18 protein-coding genes and 2 pseudogenes are annotated in these 21,634 nt (G+C 40.9%); 7 read left to right on the top strand and 13 right to left on the bottom strand.

Translation table 11 applies throughout. The annotated features are described in order from the left end of the window. Window positions 1–113: 113 nt before the first annotated feature. On the top strand, window positions 114–695 hold the full coding sequence (locus tag B7709_RS02660; protein WP_084971459.1) for a xanthine phosphoribosyltransferase: 582 nt from the start codon (window positions 114–116) through the stop codon (window positions 693–695). After that, window positions 695–1,957: a nucleobase:cation symporter-2 family protein gene (locus tag B7709_RS02655; RefSeq protein ID WP_084971457.1), complete on the top strand. Its 1,263-nt coding sequence runs from the start codon at window positions 695–697 to the stop codon at window positions 1,955–1,957. The genes B7709_RS02660 and B7709_RS02655 overlap by 1 nt, the downstream gene beginning before the upstream one ends. 46 nt (window positions 1,958–2,003) lie before the next feature. On the opposite strand, the pseudogene B7709_RS10245 reads toward B7709_RS02655, so the two are convergent. From B7709_RS10245 to B7709_RS02625, 5 genes and pseudogenes are all read right to left on the bottom strand, one after another. After that, window positions 2,004–2,464 (bottom strand): annotated as a pseudogene (locus B7709_RS10245) (DpnD/PcfM family protein). Beyond that, a complete protein-coding gene (locus tag B7709_RS02640) occupies window positions 2,461–3,225 on the bottom strand; it encodes a DpnI domain-containing protein (protein ID WP_084971451.1) in 765 nt (254 codons plus the stop codon). The pseudogene B7709_RS10245 and the gene B7709_RS02640 overlap by 4 nt, the downstream one beginning before the upstream one ends. A gap of 179 nt (window positions 3,226–3,404) precedes the next feature. Continuing rightward, window positions 3,405–3,809: a PaaI family thioesterase gene (locus B7709_RS02635; RefSeq protein WP_084971449.1), complete on the bottom strand. Its 405-nt coding sequence runs from the start codon at window positions 3,807–3,809 to the stop codon at window positions 3,405–3,407. Between the two features lie 69 nt (window positions 3,810–3,878). After that, a complete protein-coding gene (locus tag B7709_RS02630) occupies window positions 3,879–5,360 on the bottom strand; it encodes a UDP-glucose--hexose-1-phosphate uridylyltransferase (protein ID WP_084971447.1) in 1,482 nt (493 codons plus the stop codon). A gap of 18 nt (window positions 5,361–5,378) precedes the next feature. Continuing rightward, the gene (locus B7709_RS02625) at window positions 5,379–6,557 is read right to left on the bottom strand and encodes a galactokinase (RefSeq protein WP_084971445.1); all 1,179 of its coding nucleotides are present in this window, start codon (window positions 6,555–6,557) and stop codon (window positions 5,379–5,381) included. Window positions 6,558–6,721: 164 nt separating this feature from the next. Here B7709_RS02625 and galR point away from each other — a divergent pair, with 164 nt between their 5' ends. After that, window positions 6,722–7,723: a DNA-binding transcriptional regulator GalR gene (gene galR / locus B7709_RS02620; RefSeq protein ID WP_084971443.1), complete on the top strand. Its 1,002-nt coding sequence runs from the start codon at window positions 6,722–6,724 to the stop codon at window positions 7,721–7,723. A 66-nt stretch (window positions 7,724–7,789) separates the two neighbouring features. On the opposite strand, the gene B7709_RS02615 is transcribed toward galR, so the two are convergent. The 3 genes from B7709_RS02615 to B7709_RS02605 form a co-directional block, all read right to left on the bottom strand. Then, entirely contained in the window at window positions 7,790–8,827 is a 1,038-nt protein-coding gene (locus tag B7709_RS02615; protein WP_084971441.1) for a zinc-binding dehydrogenase, read from the bottom strand. Window positions 8,828–9,065: 238 nt separating this feature from the next. Beyond that, window positions 9,066–11,591, bottom strand: a complete 2,526-nt coding sequence (locus B7709_RS02610; protein ID WP_084971439.1) for an ABC transporter ATP-binding protein/permease — start codon at window positions 11,589–11,591, stop codon at window positions 9,066–9,068. A gap of 109 nt (window positions 11,592–11,700) precedes the next feature. Continuing rightward, window positions 11,701–12,600 (bottom strand): cation diffusion facilitator family transporter, encoded by a 900-nt coding sequence (locus B7709_RS02605; RefSeq protein ID WP_084971437.1) that lies wholly within the window; start codon window positions 12,598–12,600, stop codon window positions 11,701–11,703. Window positions 12,601–12,732: 132 nt separating this feature from the next. Here B7709_RS02605 and B7709_RS02600 point away from each other — a divergent pair, with 132 nt between their 5' ends. After that, window positions 12,733–13,287 (top strand): TetR/AcrR family transcriptional regulator, encoded by a 555-nt coding sequence (locus tag B7709_RS02600; protein ID WP_084971435.1) that lies wholly within the window; start codon window positions 12,733–12,735, stop codon window positions 13,285–13,287. A 26-nt stretch (window positions 13,288–13,313) separates the two neighbouring features. Continuing rightward, entirely contained in the window at window positions 13,314–13,646 is a 333-nt protein-coding gene (locus B7709_RS02595; RefSeq protein WP_084971433.1) for a glucuronide permease, read from the top strand. Between the two features lie 34 nt (window positions 13,647–13,680). Here the strand turns inward: B7709_RS02595 and pnuC are convergent, their stop codons facing one another. From pnuC to B7709_RS02570, 5 genes are all read right to left on the bottom strand, one after another. Beyond that, the gene (gene pnuC / locus B7709_RS02590) at window positions 13,681–14,472 is read right to left on the bottom strand and encodes a nicotinamide riboside transporter PnuC (RefSeq protein ID WP_084971431.1); all 792 of its coding nucleotides are present in this window, start codon (window positions 14,470–14,472) and stop codon (window positions 13,681–13,683) included. Between the two features lie 335 nt (window positions 14,473–14,807). Next, window positions 14,808–16,328: an ABC transporter permease/substrate-binding protein gene (locus B7709_RS02585; protein ID WP_084971429.1), complete on the bottom strand. Its 1,521-nt coding sequence runs from the start codon at window positions 16,326–16,328 to the stop codon at window positions 14,808–14,810. Further along, on the bottom strand, window positions 16,321–17,049 hold the full coding sequence (locus tag B7709_RS02580) for an ATP-binding cassette domain-containing protein (RefSeq protein WP_084971427.1): 729 nt from the start codon (window positions 17,047–17,049) through the stop codon (window positions 16,321–16,323). The genes B7709_RS02585 and B7709_RS02580 overlap by 8 nt, the downstream gene beginning before the upstream one ends. Window positions 17,050–17,121: 72 nt before the next feature. Next, complete coding sequence (locus B7709_RS02575) at window positions 17,122–17,565, bottom strand: MarR family winged helix-turn-helix transcriptional regulator (protein WP_000872571.1); 444 nt, start codon at window positions 17,563–17,565, stop codon at window positions 17,122–17,124. Between the two features lie 144 nt (window positions 17,566–17,709). After that, window positions 17,710–18,903 carry an O-antigen ligase family protein gene (locus tag B7709_RS02570; protein ID WP_008289123.1) on the bottom strand — a complete coding sequence of 398 codons (1,194 nt, stop codon included), beginning with the start codon at window positions 18,901–18,903 and terminating at the stop codon, window positions 17,710–17,712. A gap of 276 nt (window positions 18,904–19,179) precedes the next feature. Here B7709_RS02570 and birA point away from each other — a divergent pair, with 276 nt between their 5' ends. Together birA and B7709_RS02560 are read left to right on the top strand one after the other, a co-directional pair. Continuing rightward, on the top strand, window positions 19,180–20,115 hold the full coding sequence (birA, locus tag B7709_RS02565; protein WP_084971425.1) for a bifunctional biotin--[acetyl-CoA-carboxylase] ligase/biotin operon repressor BirA: 936 nt from the start codon (window positions 19,180–19,182) through the stop codon (window positions 20,113–20,115). A gap of 166 nt (window positions 20,116–20,281) precedes the next feature. Beyond that, window positions 20,282–21,600, top strand: a pseudogene (locus tag B7709_RS02560) (ISL3 family transposase). Window positions 21,601–21,634 lie beyond the last annotated feature (34 nt).

Here is a 21,634-nt window from a genome sequence, read left to right as displayed (position 1 = left end):
TGGCCATACCTATTTTGGGGACTTACTTAGGGGATTAAGTAGGTCCTTTTTCTATTTCTTGCTAGAAACTCTAAACAAGCAAATGAAGCATCTTTTAGACTTTAGGAGGTCTTATGAAATTATTAGAAGAGCGCATCTTCGAGGATGGGCATATCTTGGGGGACAACATCCTCAAGGTGGATTCCTTTTTAACCCACCAAGTTGACTTTAGCTTGATGCGAGAGATTGGTAAGGTATTTGCGGACAAATTCGCTTCTGCTGGCATTACCAAGGTCGTAACCATTGAAGCTTCAGGTATTGCCCCGGCCATTTTTACTGCCGAAGCCTTAGATGTCCCTATGATTTTCGCCAAGAAAGCTAAAAACATCACCATGAACGAAGGTATCTTAACTGCCCAAGTCTACTCCTTTACCAAGCAGGTGACCAGCACCGTTTCCATCGCTGGAAAATTCCTCTCACCAGAGGACAAGGTCTTGATTATCGATGATTTCCTAGCAAATGGACAAGCTGCCAAAGGCTTGATCCAAATCATCGAACAAGCCGGAGCAAAAGTTGAAGCGATTGGTATCGTGATTGAAAAATCTTTCCAGGATGGTCGTGATTTGCTTGAAAAAGCTGGCTATCCAGTTCTATCACTCGCTCGTTTGGAACGTTTTGAAAACGGTCAGGTCGTATTTAAGGAGGCAGATCTCTAATGCAAAAACAAGAAAAACACTCGCAAGCAGCCGTTCTTGGCTTGCAACACTTATTAGCCATGTACTCAGGTTCTATCCTAGTTCCTATCATGATTGCGACAGCTCTTGGCTATTCAGCTGAGCAGTTGACCTACCTAATCTCCACAGATATCTTCATGTGTGGGGTGGCCACCTTCCTCCAACTCCAACTCAACAAATACTTTGGGATTGGACTACCAGTCGTTCTCGGAGTTGCCTTCCAATCCGTCGCTCCTTTGATTATGATTGGGCAGAGTCACGGTAGCGGTGCTATGTTTGGTGCCCTTATCGCATCAGGGATTTATGTGGTTCTGATTTCAGGCATTTTCTCAAAAGTTGCCAATCTCTTCCCATCTATCGTAACAGGCTCTGTCATTACCACGATTGGATTGACCCTGATTCCTGTCGCTATTGGAAATATGGGAAATAATGTTCCAGAGCCAACTGGTCAAAGTCTCTTACTTGCAGCTATCACTGTTCTAATTATCCTCTTGATTAACATCTTTACTAAAGGATTTATCAAGTCCATCTCCATTTTGATTGGGTTGGTCGTTGGGACTGCCATTGCTGCTACCATGGGCTTGGTTGATTTCTCCCCTGTTGCGGCAGCACCACTAGTCCATGTCCCAACTCCCCTCTACTTTGGGGTGCCAACCTTTGAAATCTCCTCTATTGTCATGATGTGTATCATTGCAACGGTGTCTATGGTTGAGTCCACTGGTGTTTACCTGGCCTTGTCTGATATTACCAATGACCCAATCGACAGCACGCGCCTACGCAACGGTTATCGTGCAGAAGGTCTGGCCGTACTTCTCGGAGGAATCTTTAACACCTTCCCTTACACAGGATTTTCACAAAACGTTGGTTTGGTTAAATTATCAGGTATCAAGACTCGTCTGCCAATCTACTACGCGGCTAGTTTCCTCGTCCTCCTTGGACTCCTTCCTAAGTTTGGAGCCCTCGCCCAAATCATTCCAAGCCCTGTCCTTGGAGGTGCCATGCTGGTGATGTTTGGTTTTGTTTCCCTTCAAGGGATGCAAATCCTCGCTCGCGTTGACTTTGCTAACAATGAACACAACTTCCTTATCGCAGCTGTATCCATTGCTGCAGGTGTCGGACTCAACAATAGTAATCTCTTTGTCAGCATGCCGACAGCATTCCAAATGTTCTTCTCAAACGGAATTGTCGTAGCCAGCCTACTGGCCATTGTCCTCAATGCAGTACTAAACAGGAAGAAGAAATAAGAAAAAGAGGTGTGAGCCTCTTTTTTGTGTGACAAAATAAAAACATCTACTCATATATACTAGTGTCATAGTCCTGAAAATCATCTGCATCAAGAACTATTTCACCATTCTTATACTTTTCTCTTACAATACGTTCCGCTTCATACTCATCTTCAGCTTCTATACTCACTAAACGGGTTAGAGTTTCAATAATTTCTATAGTATACTTTTTCATCTTAAGTTTCTCTCCAATAACTCACTTATTAGCAATAATCTATGTTTTGGGCTTTCTAGCCACTCTGGTAATTCATCCCCATCTTCCCATCTATATTTTTTATTCAATAAAGAAAGTTGTTCCTCATTACCAAACTCCATATTTTCAGATAACCACCTCACACAATCAGGGTCTGATAAAGTGTAGACCATTAAACTTAAGTTTTCATAATTACTCTCTGTTTCATAATCAAACCAGATGACTTTTAAGAAATCATACACCTCTTCTGGTGCAATAAGTTGTTTCTTTTTCATAATTTCCGATACTTTCCTCTACCTTTAAATTCTATTATTTCTTTGTCTCTTAATATTTGAAGCTGTTGCCTAATTTTTTCTTTGATATGATTGTTCTTAACAAAAATATTTTTTAGGTCACTTTCAAAACGATACATATCTTCAAGAGTAAATTCTGAACCCTCTATCTTATCTATACAATTTAGAATTTCTATTGTCCAACCTCTTGCTGAAAAAGAGTTTTTCCTTAAAAATAAACTTTGCTTAAATTCTTTTGTAACTTTTTCTGGATCTCTAACTTGTCCATTTTGCACAAGAAATATTCTTCCTTTAGAAGGTACTTGCGATAAATCTATGTTACAACCAATCCAACCAGCGCGTCTGGCAGTTGGTGCAAGTGGTTTTCTTTGAATAATAGATTTCGGTGTAACAAATTGCTTCGGAAGGACAAGAAAATTATTTACCTCAAAATTTTTTGTGTAAGTTAAAAAAAAGAAATTAGGATTATTATCTGCCTGCACACGCTCCATCATTGTTGCATAAGCACCATCATTGATTGTTGTTGAAAAATTTCCTTTTTTGCTCTTTAGTTCAAACTCCTCACTACAATGATTACAGTAAAAATCTGCTACAGGCCGATTATTTTTAAAATGATTTAAGGAACTGTTCCCACAATTAGGGCAATAAGACTGACGATAAACCCAATCCTCCGTTAAGATACGTGCCTTTTGGCTATTACTTTTATAAGTTTCTACTAATTCTAAATTAAATTGTAATTCCATTTAAAAATTCCTCACTAATATGAGAATCCACTCAATATAAGTAATTAAAATCTACCATAACTAGTATACCACATATAGGTACCTATTACCTTTGTATTTCATCACTCTCTTTTATATTTCCTTCTAACATATCTCATAAACTAAAATGAGTAGGCTATATTTGTCCTACTCATTTATCTCTATATCCTTACCTGTCTCTCATTTGACCGTTGGCCTGTGACAAACATGGTAAAGGTTGCCTTACAGACATTTCTACCATCTTGATTGGTGATATCGACATCTACTACACATGTTGTGCGACCTTGATGGACACATTCTCCTTTAATGGTTAGCACATCGTCGAGTTTTCCTGCTTTGAGGTAGTTGATAGAAGATTGTAGTGTCACTCCATCAAGTCCTAGCGAGATAACCACCAAACCACTGATCTGGTCACAAAGGGTAAAGAGATAGCCACCATGGGCATTACCATAGTAGTTGAGCGACGAGTTCACTACTTTAGTCGTCACCACAACGTGACCATCTCTCATTTTTTCTATTTCGTAATTTTCAAAGGCAGATATAGCGTCAAAATGAAAATCTTTCATCGTTTCCTCCTGATATTTCAAACGACACTATGATACTACTTTTTATAGGACTGTGCAAGGAGAAAGCTCCTAGTCTGGCAAAATTCCGACCTGCTCTACAAAGCGCATAAAGGCTGCTTGTCCCTGTTCCGTTTGCTTGTAGACTCCTGCATCCTCAAGTACACGAGCAAAGATAGCACCCACAGAGTCCTTAACGATTTCAAGGGCTTTTTCTTTATCCGTTAGATCTGGATGCTGGACTTTGAGTTGGTCTGCCCATTCCTGATGATAAGCGGCAACTGAGACATCTTCTCCCACTAGGTAGTTAGCGACTTCCTCCACTTCTTCTTTTAGACGTGGTGGCAGGATAGCCAAGCCCATGACCTCAATCAAGCCGATATTTTCCTTCTTGATATGTTGGACATCCTTGTGGGGATGATAGATGCCATCAGGATGTTCTAGCGATGTTTGATTGTCCCGCAAGACCAAGTCCAACTCAAACTGTCCATCACGCGTACGCGCAATCGGTGTGATAGTGTGATGTGGTGTCCCGTCTGTCTCTGCTAAAATCTGCACTGCAGGATCTGAATACTGACGCCATTCCTGCAAAATCTTGTCAGCCAAGTTGATCAAATCCTCTTTAGAATCCGAAGTCAAACGCAACACTGACATAGGCCACTTGACAATCCCAGCCTTGACCTGTTCAAAACCAGCAAATCGGAAGGTCTTTTGCAGAGGAGCCAATTCCATAGGAAAGACATGACGTCCTCCCTGATAGTGGTCATGGGTTAGAATAGAACCCCCCACAATCGGTAGGTCGGCATTTGAGCCTGCAAAATAGCCTGGAAACTGGTCTACAATAGCCAACAAACGCTCAAAGCTCTGCCGACTAATCGCCATAGGACGATGCTGGCCGTCTAAGAAAATACAGTGCTCATTAAAGTAAGCATAGGGCGAATACTGGAAGCCCCATTCTTGACCCGCCATTTCAAAACGGATAATGCGGTGGTTGCTGCGAGCTGGGTGGTTGACCCGACCATGGTAGCCTTCATTCTCTAAACAAAGCTGACACTGAGGATAATTGCTAGCTTGCACCAACTTGGCTGCCGCAATCTCCTTAGGATCCTTTTCAGGCTTAGAGAGATTAATTGTGATCTCAAGTTCTCCGTAATCAGACGGTACACGATAAGCAATATTTTTAGCAATGGCCTTGAGTTTGATGTAGTCATTTTTCTGACTGAGTTGATAGAAGTCCGCAATCGCCTGCTCTGGTGAATGGGTATAGGTTGTCCAAAAGTCACGATTGACCTGACTCGGACAAGGGGTTACTAAGTCCATCAGTTCAGCACCGATAATCTCACGCGCAGTCTGACTATCCTCAATCGTCTCTAATCGAACGGCTTCCTCAACCAGCTGGTCCTTGAGGTCAATCACTTTATCCAGATTGGTCTCAACTTCCAAAACACCGTCACCCACTCGTGCCAAGACACGATTGGTCAGGTAGATGCGATCCATTTCTTCAAATGAACTTTCAGAAATAATATGTGTTACAAATTTATCTACTAAGGTCACTATAGAGCCTCCTTTTGACTAGTCAAGGACGCGAGTGCCACCTGCAACTTCAGCGATATAGAAGCTTGGAGCGTATCCAACTACTTCTTCGTAATGTTTGCCTACAGCTTCTTTAAAGGCCTCAACAGTGTCTTTTTGTACCAAGGCAATGGCACAGCCACCAAAACCTGCCCCTGTCATACGAGCACCGAGAACACCTTCTTGAGTCCAAGCTGTGTGAACAAGGGTATCCAATTCCAAACCAGTTACTTCGTAGTCATGCTCCAGAGAAACGTGAGAAGCATTCATCAAACGACCAAATGTTTCCAAATCACCTGCTTGAAGGGCTGCTTGAGCTTTAAGGGTGCGTTGGTTTTCAAGCACAGCATGACGAGCCCGTTTCAAACGATTTTCGTCTTTGATAAGGTAGCTGTATTGATCAAAGGCCCACTCGTCTAGTTCACCCAAGGTCTGAATATCCAAGGCAACTTGCAATTCTTCCACTGCTTTTTCACACTCAGCACGGCGTTCATTGTATTTAGAGTCCGCCAGTTCACGGCGTTTATTGGTATTCATAATAACAACGACATTGTCTTTTAAATCAAGTGGCACCAAGTCGTATTCTAGAGTGTTGGTATCTAGGTAAATAGCACGTTGGTCTGCACCCATACCGATAGCAAACTGATCCATGATACCAGAGTTGACTCCGATAAAGTTGTTTTCTGTTTGTTTTCCGATTTTAACCAAATCCAAACGGTCTAGTTTTAGGTCAAAGAGATGCTCAGCCACGACCCCTGTCAAGAGTTCCAAGGATGCTGATGAAGACAGGCCAGCTCCATTTGGGATATTCCCATAAACATAAAAATCAAAACCTTTGTCAATCACGTGCCCAGCTTCTTGCAAGAAATGGAGAACCCCTTTTGGATAGTTGGTCCAGTTGTGCTCTTTTTCAAACTTGAGGTCCGCAAGAGGCACTTCGATAATGCCCTTATCTTCAAAGTTGGCTGAATAGAAACGCAAGACTTGGTCGTCACGTTTGCGAGCCGCCCCATAAGTTCCCAAGGAAATTGCAGCAGGAAAAACGTGACCGCCATTATAGTCCGTGTGTTCACCAATCAAATTGATACGGCCTGGTGAAAAGAAAGTTTGGTCTGCTTCTTGACCAAAAACAGCAAGAAAATCTTTACGAAGGGCTTCAGCAGTAAGATGTTGTGTCATATGAATTCTCCTTTGACTGTCCGTTAACTCATCTTAACGTGTAATCGTTTTCTTCTATTGTATCCAAGGGATTTCCCAAGGTCAATCCTTTTTACTAAAGTTTTACTAAACAATCGGTAAAAAGAAGAAAAATATGATATACTAACCTAAAAGGAGGAGGATTTATGGCTACCTTAAAAGACATTGCACAGCTAGCCTCTGTCTCTATCGCGACCGTATCTCGTGTCCTCAATCGCGACCAGAGTCTATCTGTTACAGAAGAAACCAGACACCGTATTTTAACTGTCGCTGAAGAGCTAGGCTATACCAAGCACCTCAAGACAGGCGAATCCCACAAACCCAAGCAAAAGATTGCCATTATCCAATGGGTCAGCGAGCAGGGGGAACTGGACGACCTCTACTACTACCAAATTCGTCTCGGTATTGAAAAAAGAGCCCAAGAGTTGGACTATGATATCTTGCGCTATTTTAACGACCATCCTTTTACTCTGAGCGAGGAAGTGATTGGGATTCTCTGTATTGGAAAGTTCAGTCGAGCACAGATTTCTGCCTTTGAAGAATACCAAAAACCCCTAGTCTTTATAGACAGCGATACCCTCTCACTAGGTCATACCTGTATTATTACTGACTTTTATACTGCTGTAAAACAAGTTGTAGACCACTTCCTCAGTCAAGGGCTAGATCGTATCGGAGTTCTCACCGGCCTTGAAGAAACAACCGACCAAGAAGAAATCATCCAGGATAAACGCCTAGAACATTTTAAAAACTACTCTCTATCAAAAGGCATCTACCATGATAAACTGGTCTTTCAAGGTAGCTTTACTGCCCAGTCTGGCTATGACTTGATGAAGGAGGCTATTCACAAGTTGGGTGATCAACTCCCCCCAGCATTTTTCGCAGCCAGCGATAGTTTAGCCATCGGTGCCCTCCGTGCCCTCCAAGAAGCTGGAATCAGCCTGCCAGACCGTGTCAGTCTCATTTCCTTTAACGATACTAGCCTGACCAAGCAGGTCTATCCTCCCCTATCTAGCATCACAGTCTATACTGAGGAGATGGGCCGAGCAGGTATGGATATTCTTAACAAGGAAGTTCTTCATGGTCGGAAAATTCCTAGCCTAACTATGCTGGGAACTAGACTGACTCTGAGAGAAAGTACTCTGCCATAACTCAACTAATATAATAAAGTCAAAAATCCTAATAGAGATTCTCAAATCTCCATTAGGATTTTCTTTTTAATCAATCACAATCATTGCCTTAATCGTCTTACGTTCATCCATATCTTTATAGGCTTGGTCAATGTCTTCCAATTTATAACTTGAGGTAAAGACGCGACCTGGATTAATGTCGCCATCAAGGACGGCTTTTAGTAAGAATTGCTTATCGTATGTTGTGACAGAAGCTGGGCCACCACCGATTATTGTATTTTGACCAAAGGTTGAGCCAATGGCTCGATTTTCATAGTGCGGTACACCAACAAATCCCATGCGCCCTCCATTATGGAGAACACCAAGCGCTTGATCAACCGCTGCTTCTGTTCCAACACATTCAAGTGCTGCATCTGCTCCACCACCGAGGATTTCACGCACCTTAGCAATACCTTCTTGACCTCGCTCAGATACAACAGCTATCGCACCCGACTCCAGAGCCATCTTTTGACGATCTTCATGACGACTCATAAGGATAATTTGCGATGCTCCACGCATTTTAGCTGCGATAACAGCACATTGACCAACAGCCCCATCACCAATGACCACAACCTTATCCCCTTTTTGAACATTTGCAACACGCGCCGCATGATAGCCCGTCGGCATAACATCTGCAAGAGTCAAGAGGGACTTTAGCATGCCTTCTGTATAGTCAGAAGGTTGTCCAGGGATTTTAACCAGTGCCCAGTTGGCATAGTGGAAACGGATATACTCAGCCTGGACACCACCTGACCAGTTGTTACCAGGATGATTATCACACGAACCATCAAAACCAGCACGACAGGCATCACACTGACCACAACCATGTGTGAAAGGGGCAATGACAAAATCGCCAGGTTTAACGGTCGTCACTGCATCACCAATTGCCTCAACGATACCAATCGCTTCGTGCCCGCTATTCTGATGCCCTGCTTCAATATCCGGATTGCGATAACTCCACAGATCAGAGCCACAGACACAAGTCCGAACGATCCGAATAATGGCATCGTCTGCCTCAATGATTTGCGGATGCTCCACTTCAACAAGACCAACCTGACCAGCTTTTGTATAAACTGTTTTCTTCATAGAATCACTCCTTTTCTATTAGTTTCTCACTTTTATTATACACTTTTTGTCAAGCTTTCGATCGTATCAATCATTATTAACGGCGATAAGGCACTGGTTTAGTCCAATATAGTCTTTTCTTCTCGAAATTTAAGTTTTATAAGGAGAGATTTTTCGATTACATTTTTAATAGCTTCCAGCCAATAGAAAAAGGTGGATAAATAAGTAGGCCTTTATCCACCTTTTTGGGGTTTAGTTGTTATTCGCTACGAAGCGATTCGACTGGGTCTTTCTTGGCGGCGATGCGTGAAGGGATTAGACCGGCTAACATGGTGAGGACAATCGAAATACCGATAAGGATTAGAGCTACTTCTATTGGTAATTGCGCTACATTTCCCACATTTGTCATTTTAGCAACAATCGCATTGATTGGAAATGTCGCAAGGAGAGTAACCGCGATACCGAACACCCCAGAGATGAATCCTTCGATGGCTGTTTCAGCAGTGAAAATACGACGAATATCTTTCTTCGAAGCCCCCATTGCACGTAGGATTCCGATTTCTTTTGTACGTTCGAGAACTGAAATGTACGTGATAATCGAAATCATTATAGAAGATACAATGAGTGAGATGGCCACAAAGCCAACGAGCACAGTTGTCACTACGCCAACCAATGTCGTAATTGAAGACATGATAGTTTGGATATCATCGGAATAAGCGAGTACCTTATCGTCTTCTCCAGCTTCTTTTTTCGCCGTGTTATAGGCGTTTATGAATTCTTTTAAGTCTTGTTTTTGTTGGAACGAAGAGGTGTAGAGCTCAATGGCAGCTGGTTTGGATTTGTTGATGACACCCATTTTTGCGAGGTTTTCCTCGTAAGTTGAAGCCGAGTTGTCGTTATATTGTTGGACATACTGAGATTGTTCTTCAGGCGTCATTTTGGCCAACTGGATTTTTTCTTCTTCGGTTAAATTCTCCGAACTGAATGGTTTAGGATCTTTGGCAAAGTCTTTACCCGTAAATACATTTAGATTTTGATTGGCTTCCTGTTCCTTAACGATATCACTATTTTGAATGTGTTCGGAAGTGTAATCAATAAGGGTGCTTGTGTAGGCGATTCCTCCTGAAGGAGCATTCACGCTTGAACTTGTGCCGTCTTTTTGGCGAAGGACACCCACAATTTTAAGTTCGAGCCCATTCTCGATTTGAGTTTTCATATAAGAAGCATCTGCAATCTTATTGACCCATAAGTTATTTTCTTTCACAAAACGGTTTGTATTGACAACTGCTTTGAAAGTTTTTCCGATAAAGTCACTATATTGATACGTTTGAGAAGAGAGTTCGTCGAGCTTCTTCGTATCGTTCAATTCACTGGGATCTTTGATACGCAAACTATAGAGCAACAAGTCGCTAATTTGATTGTTTTCATCTACGATAAGGACGATCTCGGACTTATCTTGTGGGAAGCGTCCTTCCAACACGTCGTACTTGCTTTCTAGCATTGAAGAATCACTAGAAAGTTCACTCCAGTAGTTGAGGTTTTGTAAGTATCCCTTCATCGTTTGATTCGCTGTTTCTACTTCATCAGCTAAGGTTGAAGGCAGAATACTTTTGGGTCCGTTGGAAGTATCACTTGCATAGATAAACGGTTGTAAATTGTATCGGTAACGAATGTCTTTTGTGAGAGATTCGACCTTCGAAGCATGTTCCTCCAAGTAAGTCTTGAAGGAAGCTAGGTCGTTCTTTCCGATTTGTTTTTTCAATAAATTCGTTAAAATCGTATTGATACCGAGCTCATGATTATCCTTGTAAGGCTTCTCGCTCAAATCTGGAGAGGTCGCCAACAAGTTGCTCTGGTTCTGCTCGCTAATCGTCAGTGGAAGAGAGACGAGAGTATCTTCCTGCACCTTTTTAACGTAATCACTCACACCATTGGAAAGGGCTAAGATAAGAGCAATTCCGATAATCCCAATAGAACCCGCAAAAGCTGTTAGTAAGGTACGACCTTTCTTCGTCAATAGGTTATTAAAGGAAAGTACAAGGGCGGTTATAAAGCTCATCTTCGTCTTCGTGAACTGGATGTTGACTTGCTTTGTCTCCTCTGTTGGTTCGCATGGGTTTGAGTCGCTCAAGATGTTTCCATCTAATACTTGTACGATACGTGTGGAGTACTTCTGTGCCAGCTCTGGGTTATGCGTCACCATGATAACCAAACGTTCCTTGGCGATGTCTTTTAATAAATCCATGATTTGAACAGAAGTCTCAGAATCGAGCGCTCCTGTCGGTTCGTCAGCTAAAACGACTTTGGGATCATTAACAAGAGCACGCGCAATCGCGATTCGTTGCATTTGTCCCCCAGACATTTGACTTGGTTTCTTATATAAATGGTCTTTTAGGCCTACGCGTTCGAGCACTTCGATAGCACGTTTCTTACGTTCTGCTTTTGAAACACCCGAAAGAGTCATTGCAATTTCTACGTTAGAGAGTGCAGTTTGGTGCCCGATGAGATTATAAGACTGAAAGACGAAACCGATGGTGTGGTTTCTGTAGCTATCCCAATCGCGGTATTTAAATTGCTTTGTTGATTTTCCTTGGATGAGTAAATCACCAGATGTGTATTGGTCGAGTCCCCCGATGATATTTAATAGGGTGGTTTTCCCAGAACCCGATTGCCCGAGAATGGAGACAAACTCATTCTCACGGAAGCAAATCGAAATATCCTTTAGCGCGTGGAACTCTTGATCGCCCGTATGATAGATTTTTGAAATGTGTTGTAGCTGTAACATCGCCTATCTCCTTTCAGTGATATAGGTAGTCTATCACAATTTCATAATGGAGTAAAGATGTTACATTTACAATTCATCAGAAATAATCAACAAATGGAAAATCGACTTCTTATGAATGATGATGTTCATGACTTTGACTGGCTTCCAGCTCCTCAATTTTTCGCTTATGGGTTTGGTGACTTGCTAGGTTTGCATCAACTTCAATGGTGACATTTTGAAACTCATAATCTTTGAGTAAATTACGAATGGATTCTTTACAATACTCTATATGTTCAATCTCTTCTAGGCAAACATGAACAATGGCATTTTTTTCCAAACCATCCATAGTCCAGAGATTGAGCTGATTAACACTGACCACATGGTCCAATTGCTCCAAGTCATTCTTCACTTGTTTGATATCTACCCCTTCTGGCACAGCATCCAAGAAAATCTTGAGTGCGCTCCAAAAGCGGGGTATGACTTTTGTTAGAATGAAGATGGAAATGACAAGAGATAAGAGCGGATCAAGGATATACCAATCTGTAAATCGGAGGATAATCGCCATTAGAATGACAGCCAACCAACCAAGAGTATCTTCCAAAAAATGCAGACTCAGAATTGACTCGTTCTTTGTCTTTCCCTTACGAACTACTAGACTAGCTAGCACATTGATATTTACTGCAATGATTCCTAGCCAGAGGACGCCTTCCTCATTGACAGGTTGAGGGTGAACTATCTTTGTGATATTTTCCAATATCACTAGGACAGACCCTATCATAAGAATCACAGCCGTTAGGATGGCCCCTAAAAGACTAAAACGCTTGTAACCCAAGGTGTACTGCCCGTCTTCTTCTCGGTTTGAGATTGTTTCTAAAAGGGCTGATATGCCAATGGCTATAGCATCTCCCAAGTCATGAACAGAATCAGCAAGAACAGCACTCGAACCAAAGATCCCTCCTGCGATAAACTCAACAATAGCATAGCTTAAATTTAAGAAAAAAGCTAACCAGATTGATGTTTTAGAGCTCATTTCTCTCCCTCCTTTGGTATAATGGGTATATACATACTTCTTTCATTTGTATTATCTAATAAAATCCAAAGAAAGGATAGAAGCAAACTGTCAGTCTTATTCAGTTCTGAACAGTCTGTCTCAAGTGTCTGTATGCTAAAAAGAGACCGTCGAGTCAACAAGACAAAAAAAGCCATCTATCAAGCTTTTTTACAAGTTTTGAACGTCAAAGGCTATGATGCTACTACTGTCCAAGATATCATTGACTTGGCAGATGTTGGCCGCTCGACCTTTTACTGTCACTACGAGAGCAAGGAACTGCTTTTAGATGAGCTCTGTCGCTACCTCTTTCACCATCTCTTTGAAAGGGAAGAACACTTAACTACAGAAGACTACCTCGCACATATCTTTTTACATTTTCAAAAAAACCAGGACCATGTCACCAGTCTTCTTTTTTCAAAAAATGACTACTTTCTCCGCCAACTACACAAGGAACTTGAACACCACGTCTATCCCATGGTGGCGGATGACTTGCAAGCGGCCTATCCAAACATTCCGGCCTCTTACCTTCAGCATTTTGTTGTGACGAACTTTATCGAGACCCTAACTTGGTGGCTAAAACAAGGAAAATCTTATACCGAAGAGCAAGTAGTGAGATTTTACCTTGATGTAATAGAGATGACCTCTACAACTCCACTTGATAACTAAGCCTGTAACTCAGAAAGGAACCGACTATGTTAACTTCGATGATTCTAGGAATACTAACAATCGTACTAGCTCTCGCCTTCTCATTGCTTCACCTTGCTGCTGCTTTTTCAGCCATGAAACAAAAGAACTACAGTCTGGGAAACACGTGCATCTTGGTCGGCAGTTGCCTCACCTCTCTGGCTCTAGCTATCTTTTACTTCGTCCCACTGGCAACCATTCTTCTATGGATTGTGGGCTCGAGTATCATCTGCTATGGTGCCTACTGGAACGGCCAGCAGAAAGAAAGTCAACATATATCTCACCACATCGTTCGTATAACGAGTGCTATTGTCATTACGGTATTATTCATTTTGCTCTAACACAAAAAAGGATCATCTGATCCTTTTTTACTTTTTAAGCACTCTTTGCGGCCTTGCTCCACTGATACCAACCAACTAGACTATTGATGAGATAAATTAGGTATTTCCCTTGGATTTGCAGGCTTTCTCCCCACCAGAGATAGATAGAAAAGACATTGGTAGCTGCCCAGAATATCCATTGTTCACGGTAAACAGCTGTCATGAGGATTTGCCCTACCCCATTGGTCGCATCGGTAATGGAATCGCGATAAGGACGATTGGCTCCGATAGACTGATAAATGAACCCAAATACCAACCACCAAAGAACACTAATGGAAAGATACTTTGTCCAACCCTTGCCGTCTAGTTTACGCGCGACAAACTCCTGCTTTTCTTTCTTGAACTGTGCTTGGTAGATCCACACTAGAAGTCCAATTGGCTGCATGATCGTGAAGTAGAGTGTCGTTAGCACCTCACCATAAAAGCCTTTTTGTAGGGCCAAAATAAGGTAAATAACCGAGTTAATCAAGCCAAAAAGATAATTACTTGCTCGACCTTCCGATACAAAGATGACACAGATAATCCCAGTCAAGCTACAAATCATCCCAATCCAGTCAACAATGCGGTGTTCGTAAATCAACTCCAACCAGATTGGAAAACTTCCTAAAACCAGCAGGTAAAGCCACTGGGCAAAACTACGATGGGCAAAGAGATCATCCCAGATAGCCTTCATAGTTCCTGAAAACCCCAAATCAGCCATAGTCGCAACCATACGACGGTAACCACCTGACATTTCACCAAGGGTTGTTTTGATATTCTCAATTTTCTTTTGCAAATAAGTCGTCATATTTTCTCCTTTTGTTTTTAAAGAGCCGTGTCTGGATAGACTTTCGGACGCAACGCTCTATTATATATCTACTGAACTGTCTATACATAAGATTTCCATCCTTAGTCGACATGAGCTGGAAATCTTTATTTGTTAAGTAGTTCACAACACATTATACACCTATTCTCTGAATAGTCAAGTGTATTTACAGTAAAATTTTAGAAAATCCTGAAAATTTTCTCTTCCTTTCCATTTTTAATGACATTTAATAACTCTAACATCAAAAAAGCCCAGATAAAATTATCTGAGCATTCTTCTATATAGTCGTTTAAGAAGTTGAGTTCAGCATTTTCAAGTTATTTCTTCAACAAACCTTGTTCTTGCAGAAATTCCTTGGCTACTTGTTCTGCTGGCTTGCCTTCAACACCGACTTGGTAGTTGAGCTGGCTCATCTGGCTTTCTGTAATCTTACCAGCCAATTTATTAAGAACTGTTTCCAACTCTGGATGTTTCTTGAGAAGATCTTCTTTCATCAGTGGTGCCCCTTGATAAGGGGGGAAGAGTTGCTTGTCATCTTCCAAGACCTGTAAATCATAGCGCGCCAACTCTGCATCCGTCGAATAGGCATCCGTAATTTGAATATCGCCTGACTGAATTGCCTGATAGCGAAGAGCTGGTTCCATGGTCGCTACATTGAGATTGAGACCATACATTGATTGCAAGCCCTTATTTCCATCTTCACGGTCATTAAATTCGAGAGTAAAGCCGGCCTTCAACTGCCCTTCCACTTTTTTCAAGTCCGAAATGGTCTTCAAGCCATATTCTTGAGCAATCTTTTTCGGAACAGCTACAGCGTAGGTATTTTGATAAGACATAGGTTTGAGATAGGCCAGATGATCCTGTTTGGCAATGCCATCACGCGCCACTTGATAAACCTGATCTGGCTCATGACTCACTTTCGGTGATGGCTGAAGCAAACTTTCAGTCACCGTACCGGTAAATTCAGGATAGATGTCAATATCCCCTTTTTTCAGAGCTTCATAGAGGAAGCTTGTTTTCCCAAAATTCGGTTTAACAGTCGCAGTCATACTGGTATTTTCTTCAATCAGCAACTTATACATATTGGCCAAAATTTCGGGTTCCGGTCCCAATTTTCCAGCAATCACCAAGTTTTCTTTCTCTTTTTGAGCTAAGAGAGCTGGACTATAAGACAGACCGAGCAATATGGTCACCAAGGCAAAACCAGAGAAAATCGTCCGCAATTTTGCTTTTTCCATCACTTTTAGTAGGAAGTTAAAGGCAATGGCAAGCACTGCAGAAGAAAGGGCCCCAATCAAAATCAGACTGGTATTATTGCGGTCAATTCCCAAAAGGATAAAGGAACCCAGTCCACCAGCCCCAATCAAGGCTGCCAAGGTCGCCGTACCGATAATCAAGACCGCTGCCGTCCGAATCCCAGACATCATGACAGGCATGGCAAGTGGAATTTCAAACTTCTTGAGACGCTCCCACCTGGTCATCCCAAAGGCAATCCCAGCCTCTTGTAGACTTGGATCAATTCCCTTTAGCCCAGTGATGGTATTTTGCAAAATCGGAAAAATTGCATAAATCACCAGAGCAGTCAAAGCAGGCAAGGTTCCAATTCCCATCAAAGGAATAAAGAGCCCCAACAAGGCCAGTGACGGTATGGTCTGGAAAATTCCTGCAATCTGCAAGACCCAGTCCGCCAACTTCTCATGATAGCGAAGATAAACAGCCAAGGGAATAGCAAGCAAAATAGCTAGTAATAAGGTCAAAAGTGACAACTGCAAATGTTGAGATAGAGCTGTTACCCAATCACCAAAACGATTCTGAAAAGTTGATATCAAATTAGTCATGAACACTACCTCCAAACAAGTCTGCTACAAAGTCTGTTGCAGGAGCCTTTAAAATCGTCTCAGGATTCGCCACCTGACGAATCTCTCCATCCTGCAAAACAGCAATACGGTCTGCCAATTTCAAAGCTTCATCCGTATCATGGGTCACAAAAATCGTTGTCATCCCAAATTCTTTATGCAATTCTTTCGTCAGAACCTGTAGCTGTTTTCTCGAAATAGCATCCAAGGCTGAAAAAGGCTCATCCATGAGGAGAATCTTAGGCTGACCAATCATGGCACGAACAATACCAACCCGTTGCTGTTCTCCACCAGATAATTCATTAGGTAAACGGTGCCCATACTCAGCTACCGGTAAACCAACCTTAGCCAAAAGCTCTTCTGTTTTCGTCGCTATTTCTTCCTTAGTCCAGCCTTTCATCTCAGGAATGAGAGCAATATTTTCTGCCACTGTTAGATTGGGAAACAGAGCAATGGCCTGTAAAACATAACCAGTAGAAAGACGAAGTTCCCGCTCGTCATAGTCTTTGATGCGCTTGCCATCCATGTAAATATTTCCATCAGTTGGCTCTAAAAGGCGGTTAATCATCTTAATCATGGTTGTCTTACCTGACCCAGAAGGCCCAACTAAAACCATAAACTCGCCATTCTCAATGCGTAAATTGACATCTCTCAAAACATCTTTTTCTGTGTAGCGTAGCGCTACATTTTTGTATTCAATCATTCTTTGTCCTCAATTTAAAATTTTCCTCGGTTTGTCAAGTTACCAAACTTTTAATAACTAATTTACCCCATTCTAAACCTCATTTTCCTGCTCTTTCAGATTAGCCAAAATTCTTTCTTGAAAACCTTCAAACTGACGAATTTCTTCCTCTGAAAATCCTTTGTAACAGATAGTATCCAATCTCTGACTGACACGTTGCCCAACTTCTTTCTGGGACTTGCCCAACTCTGTTAAAACTAAATACTTCTTACGCTTATCTTCTCCACACGGACTGACAGTTATAAGATTTTGCTCCTCTAACTTTTTTATCATAGTCGTCAACGTATTATTAGCAAGCCCAGTCGCAAGCGCAATATCTGTCGCAGTTGCACAGCCCGTCTTACTATTCCATAAAACCGCTAAAATCTTTCCCTGCTCACTCCGATAAAGAGAGTCAGGGTCTTGTCTCAGTAACTTTTGAAAAAGCCGCCCATTCAACAAACGAATATGATGGGCTACCAAATGACAATATTTCATGAAACCTCCAATTTATTTCTATATCGATACGAATAAAAAACATTATAATACTTATTATTCCAATTGTCAACTATTTCGATTTAGAACTAATTTTTCTCAGTAAAAAATCTCCTACTCAAGGTAGAAGATTTCAATCTTATAAACTTAATCCGTCATGTCTGATACCAAGGTTCGACGCTCCAATGGAATACTGCACATAACTAACAAGAAAATGAAACCTGACTGAATCCAGAAAAGGGCCAAGTCAAAGATTCCATGCACAGCAACCACTGTAAGGAAAGATAGATAAAGACCGATAATTGGACGTTTCCCCGACTCCTGACTCATATCCATCATCAAACGAACAGGAGCAACAGAAGACAAAGCTAATAAAATGGTTCCCACAATTCCGTAACTCAGAATCGTATCAATATAAAGGCTGTGAGCATGTTCATGATAAGGAGCATTTATCCGAGGATAAGAGTGCATATAGGTCAATGGCCCCTCCCCCCAAAAAGGATTTTGCTTAAACAAGGCCATCCCAGCATCCCAGATAGAAATGCGTTCTTCCATAGAGGAATCTAAAGTCCCCATCCGAACTCCCAAATCACTAGAAAAAAGGAAACTCAAGCCAATCGCAAAGACCCCGATACTAAGCCAAAAGGCCTTCCAGTTTTTAATGGTTGTAAAGAGATAAATGATGGCTCCAGCGATAATAGCAGGAAAGGCAGTTCGATTTTGAGTAAAGTTCAATCCAAAGAGATTAACAAAGCCTGCAATCACACAGAATACCTTCAACCAATTCAACTTGGTCGTTGTAAAGAGATAGAAGGCAATCATGATACAGAAACAACAAATAATTCCATAGTAATTAGGATTAAAAAAGGTCACTTCTGCCCGATTCTGATGCCATACCTGCATATTGGGCGAAAGAAAGGCATAGTTAAATTTCTTTACAATTTGGAAATGCTCCAAAGTAGCAAAAGCCGCAGAGAGCACACTACCAAACAAGATTGTCTGCAGTATCAGTCGAAAGAAAGCATGTGTCAGACGTTTCTGGTAGAAACTAAAGAAAATGAGGAAGAGAAACATCAGTAAAGATGCAACCAATCCAAGCCAGTTCTTAGCGACGATAGAGATGATACTACTGTAGGCAATAAAAAAGAGAAGTACAGGATGTTTGGCTAATCCTTTGATAATTCCCTTCATCTCCCCAGTAACAAGTAAACCTATCAAATATAAAGCAAAGAGGGCTAAGAACAAATAAAAAGGTAAAAAGATACTTATGATCATCAAATACAAAAAGAAATCTTTTTTCGAAAGCCCTCTTATCTTATCCAGTAATCCAATTGATTTCAAAACGGATCCTTTCTGTTCTGGATTTCTCCAGAAGATAAATGCTAAACTATCTTTATATTCTACCATTTTTTCCGTCATTTGGGAACAATGAACACGCTACCAAAATAAAAAACTTTTAGGGGAGAATGAAAGTATACTCTACTATATTCGGAGATATTCCAGTCCAATAATTGTTAGAGAAAAAGAAGTAAACTTTCTAAAAAAGGAAAAGCTATGGTAGAATATAAGAAAGGCGAAAATATCTACTATTGAACGACAGTAAAAAGGAAAGAAAGTATGAAATCACACCAACTAGTCTACCAAATACTAGCCAGAGAAAACGACTATGTCAGTGGGGAAAAAATTGGCGAAGAACTGAATCTAAGTCGGACATCCATATGGAAAGCAATCCAACGCCTTCAATTAGAAGGCTTAGAAATTGACAGTATCAAAAATAGAGGATACAAGCTTATTCAAGGTGATTTGATATTGCCTGATTTGATTCAAGAAAAAACCAACTTAACCATTCTCTACAAACCTGAAACCAAATCAACACAAACAGATGCAAAAAAAGGTATTGAGGATGGAAACAAGGGAAACACCCTCTATCTTTCCACATGTCAGACAGCAGGGCGTGGACGCTTTCAGCGTCCTTACTACTCACCTTCTCAAGGGGGAATTTATATGTCCTTGCATATTCAACCAAATCTTCCCTATGAAAAACTTCCTTCCTATACTCTCCTTGTAGCTGGTGCAGTTTACAAAGCGATTAAAAATCTGACCTTGATTGAAGTAGATATCAAATGGGTAAATGACATCTACTTTAAACATAAAAAAATAGCAGGTATCCTTACCGAAGCTATGACGTCCGTTGAAACAGGTTTAGTGACAGATGTCATTATCGGACTTGGAATAAATTTTTCTATTACAAATTTCCCAGACGATTTAAACGAAAAAGCAGGAAGTTTATTCACACTACCTACCCCAATTAGTCGCAATGAGTTGATTAGCGAAATATGGACTTGTTTCTACAAGACTGATCCAGATGAGCTACTTTATATCTATAAAGAGAGATCTTTAGTTCTTGGAAAAGAAGTCACCTTCCAGCTAGATGGAAAAGAGAAAAAAGGCCTTGCAAAAGAAATCTCAAACGCCGGTCAACTTAAAGTCGAACTTAAAGATAAACATACTATCTGGCTGAATAGCGGAGAAATATCCCTAACGAGCTGGTAATAATAAAATCCCCCTCTTGTAAACTAAGAGGGGGATAACTTATGGCTCTATAATATTTGTAGTGGGCAAATCCCCTATGGATATCATGGAGCCTATTTATTGTAGAAAAAAAGTCCCATATGACCTATAATGAAAAACGACTAAATAACTTATTAGAAAGAATCATATGGAACCATTACATTTTATCACAAAACTACTCGATATTAAAGACCCTAATATCCAGATTCTAGATATCATCAATAAGGATACTCACAAGGAAATCATCGCTAAACTGGACTACGACGCCCCATCTTGTCCTGATTGCAGAAAGCAAATGAAGAAATATGACTTTCAAAAAACTTCTAAGGCTCCTTACCTTGAAACGACTAGAATTCTCCTGAAAAAGCGTCGTTTCAAGTGCTATCAGTGTTCAAAAATGATGGTCGCTGAAACTTCTCTCGTCAAGAAGAATCACCAAATCCCTCGTATCATCAATCAAAAGATTGCTCAAAAGTTGATTGAAAAGACTTCTATGACCGACATTACCCATCAACTTTCCATCTCAACTTCAACTGTCATTCGCAAGCTCAATGACTTTCACTTTGAGCATGATTTTTCTCGTCTACCAAAGATTATGTCTTGGGACGTTGAAACAGTCAGGGGAGCGACTGTTTCAATCGGGAGATGAAGATGAGTTTCATTGCGAAAGATTTTGATAAGCTCAATATCATCACTGTTCTTGAAGGAAGAACACAAGCTATCATTCGAAATCACTTTCTGCGCTACGATAGATCCGTTCGTTGTCAGGTGAAAATCATTACTATGGATATGTTTAGTCCTTATTATGACTTAGCTAGACAACTTTTTCCAAACGCTAAAATCATTCTGGATCGTTTTCACCCTTCGTTATTATATTTCTGAACTCAGGCTAAAACAGTCCACTGGACTGTTTTACTCCAACACTTAAGTCGTGCTATGAGTCGTTTGCATGTCCAAATCATGAATCAGTTTGAGCGAAAATCTCATGAATACAAGGCTATCAAGCATTACTAGAAGCTCATTCAACAGGATAGCCGTAAACTGCTGAGCGATAAGAGATTTTATCGCCCTACTTTTCGTATGCACTTAATCAATAAAGAAATCCTAGACAAGCTGTTGAGCTATTCAGAAGATTTGAAATATCACTATAAGCTCTATCAGCTCTTACTTTTTCACTTTCAGAATAAGGAGCCTGACAAGTTTTTCGAACTCATTGAGGACAATCTAAAGCAGATTCATCCTCTTTTTCAGACTGTCTTTAAAACCTTTCTAAAGAACAAAGAGAAAATTGTCAACGCTCTTCAACTATCCTATTCTAACACCAAATTAGAAGCCACTAATAATCTCATCAAACTTATCAAGCGCAATGCTTTTGGTTTTCGGAACTTTGAAAACTTCAAAAAACGGATTTTTATCGCTCTGAACATCAAAAAAGAAAGGACGAATTTTGTCCTTTCCCGAACTTAGCTTTTCTTCAACCCGCTACAGTTGACAAAGAGCC

The organism is Streptococcus oralis subsp. dentisani, assembly GCF_002096335.1.
Lineage (GTDB): Bacteria > Bacillota > Bacilli > Lactobacillales > Streptococcaceae > Streptococcus > Streptococcus oralis_Z.
Note: the sequence above shows the minus strand (reverse complement) of the source record. Positions and strands in the feature narration are given on the sequence as shown.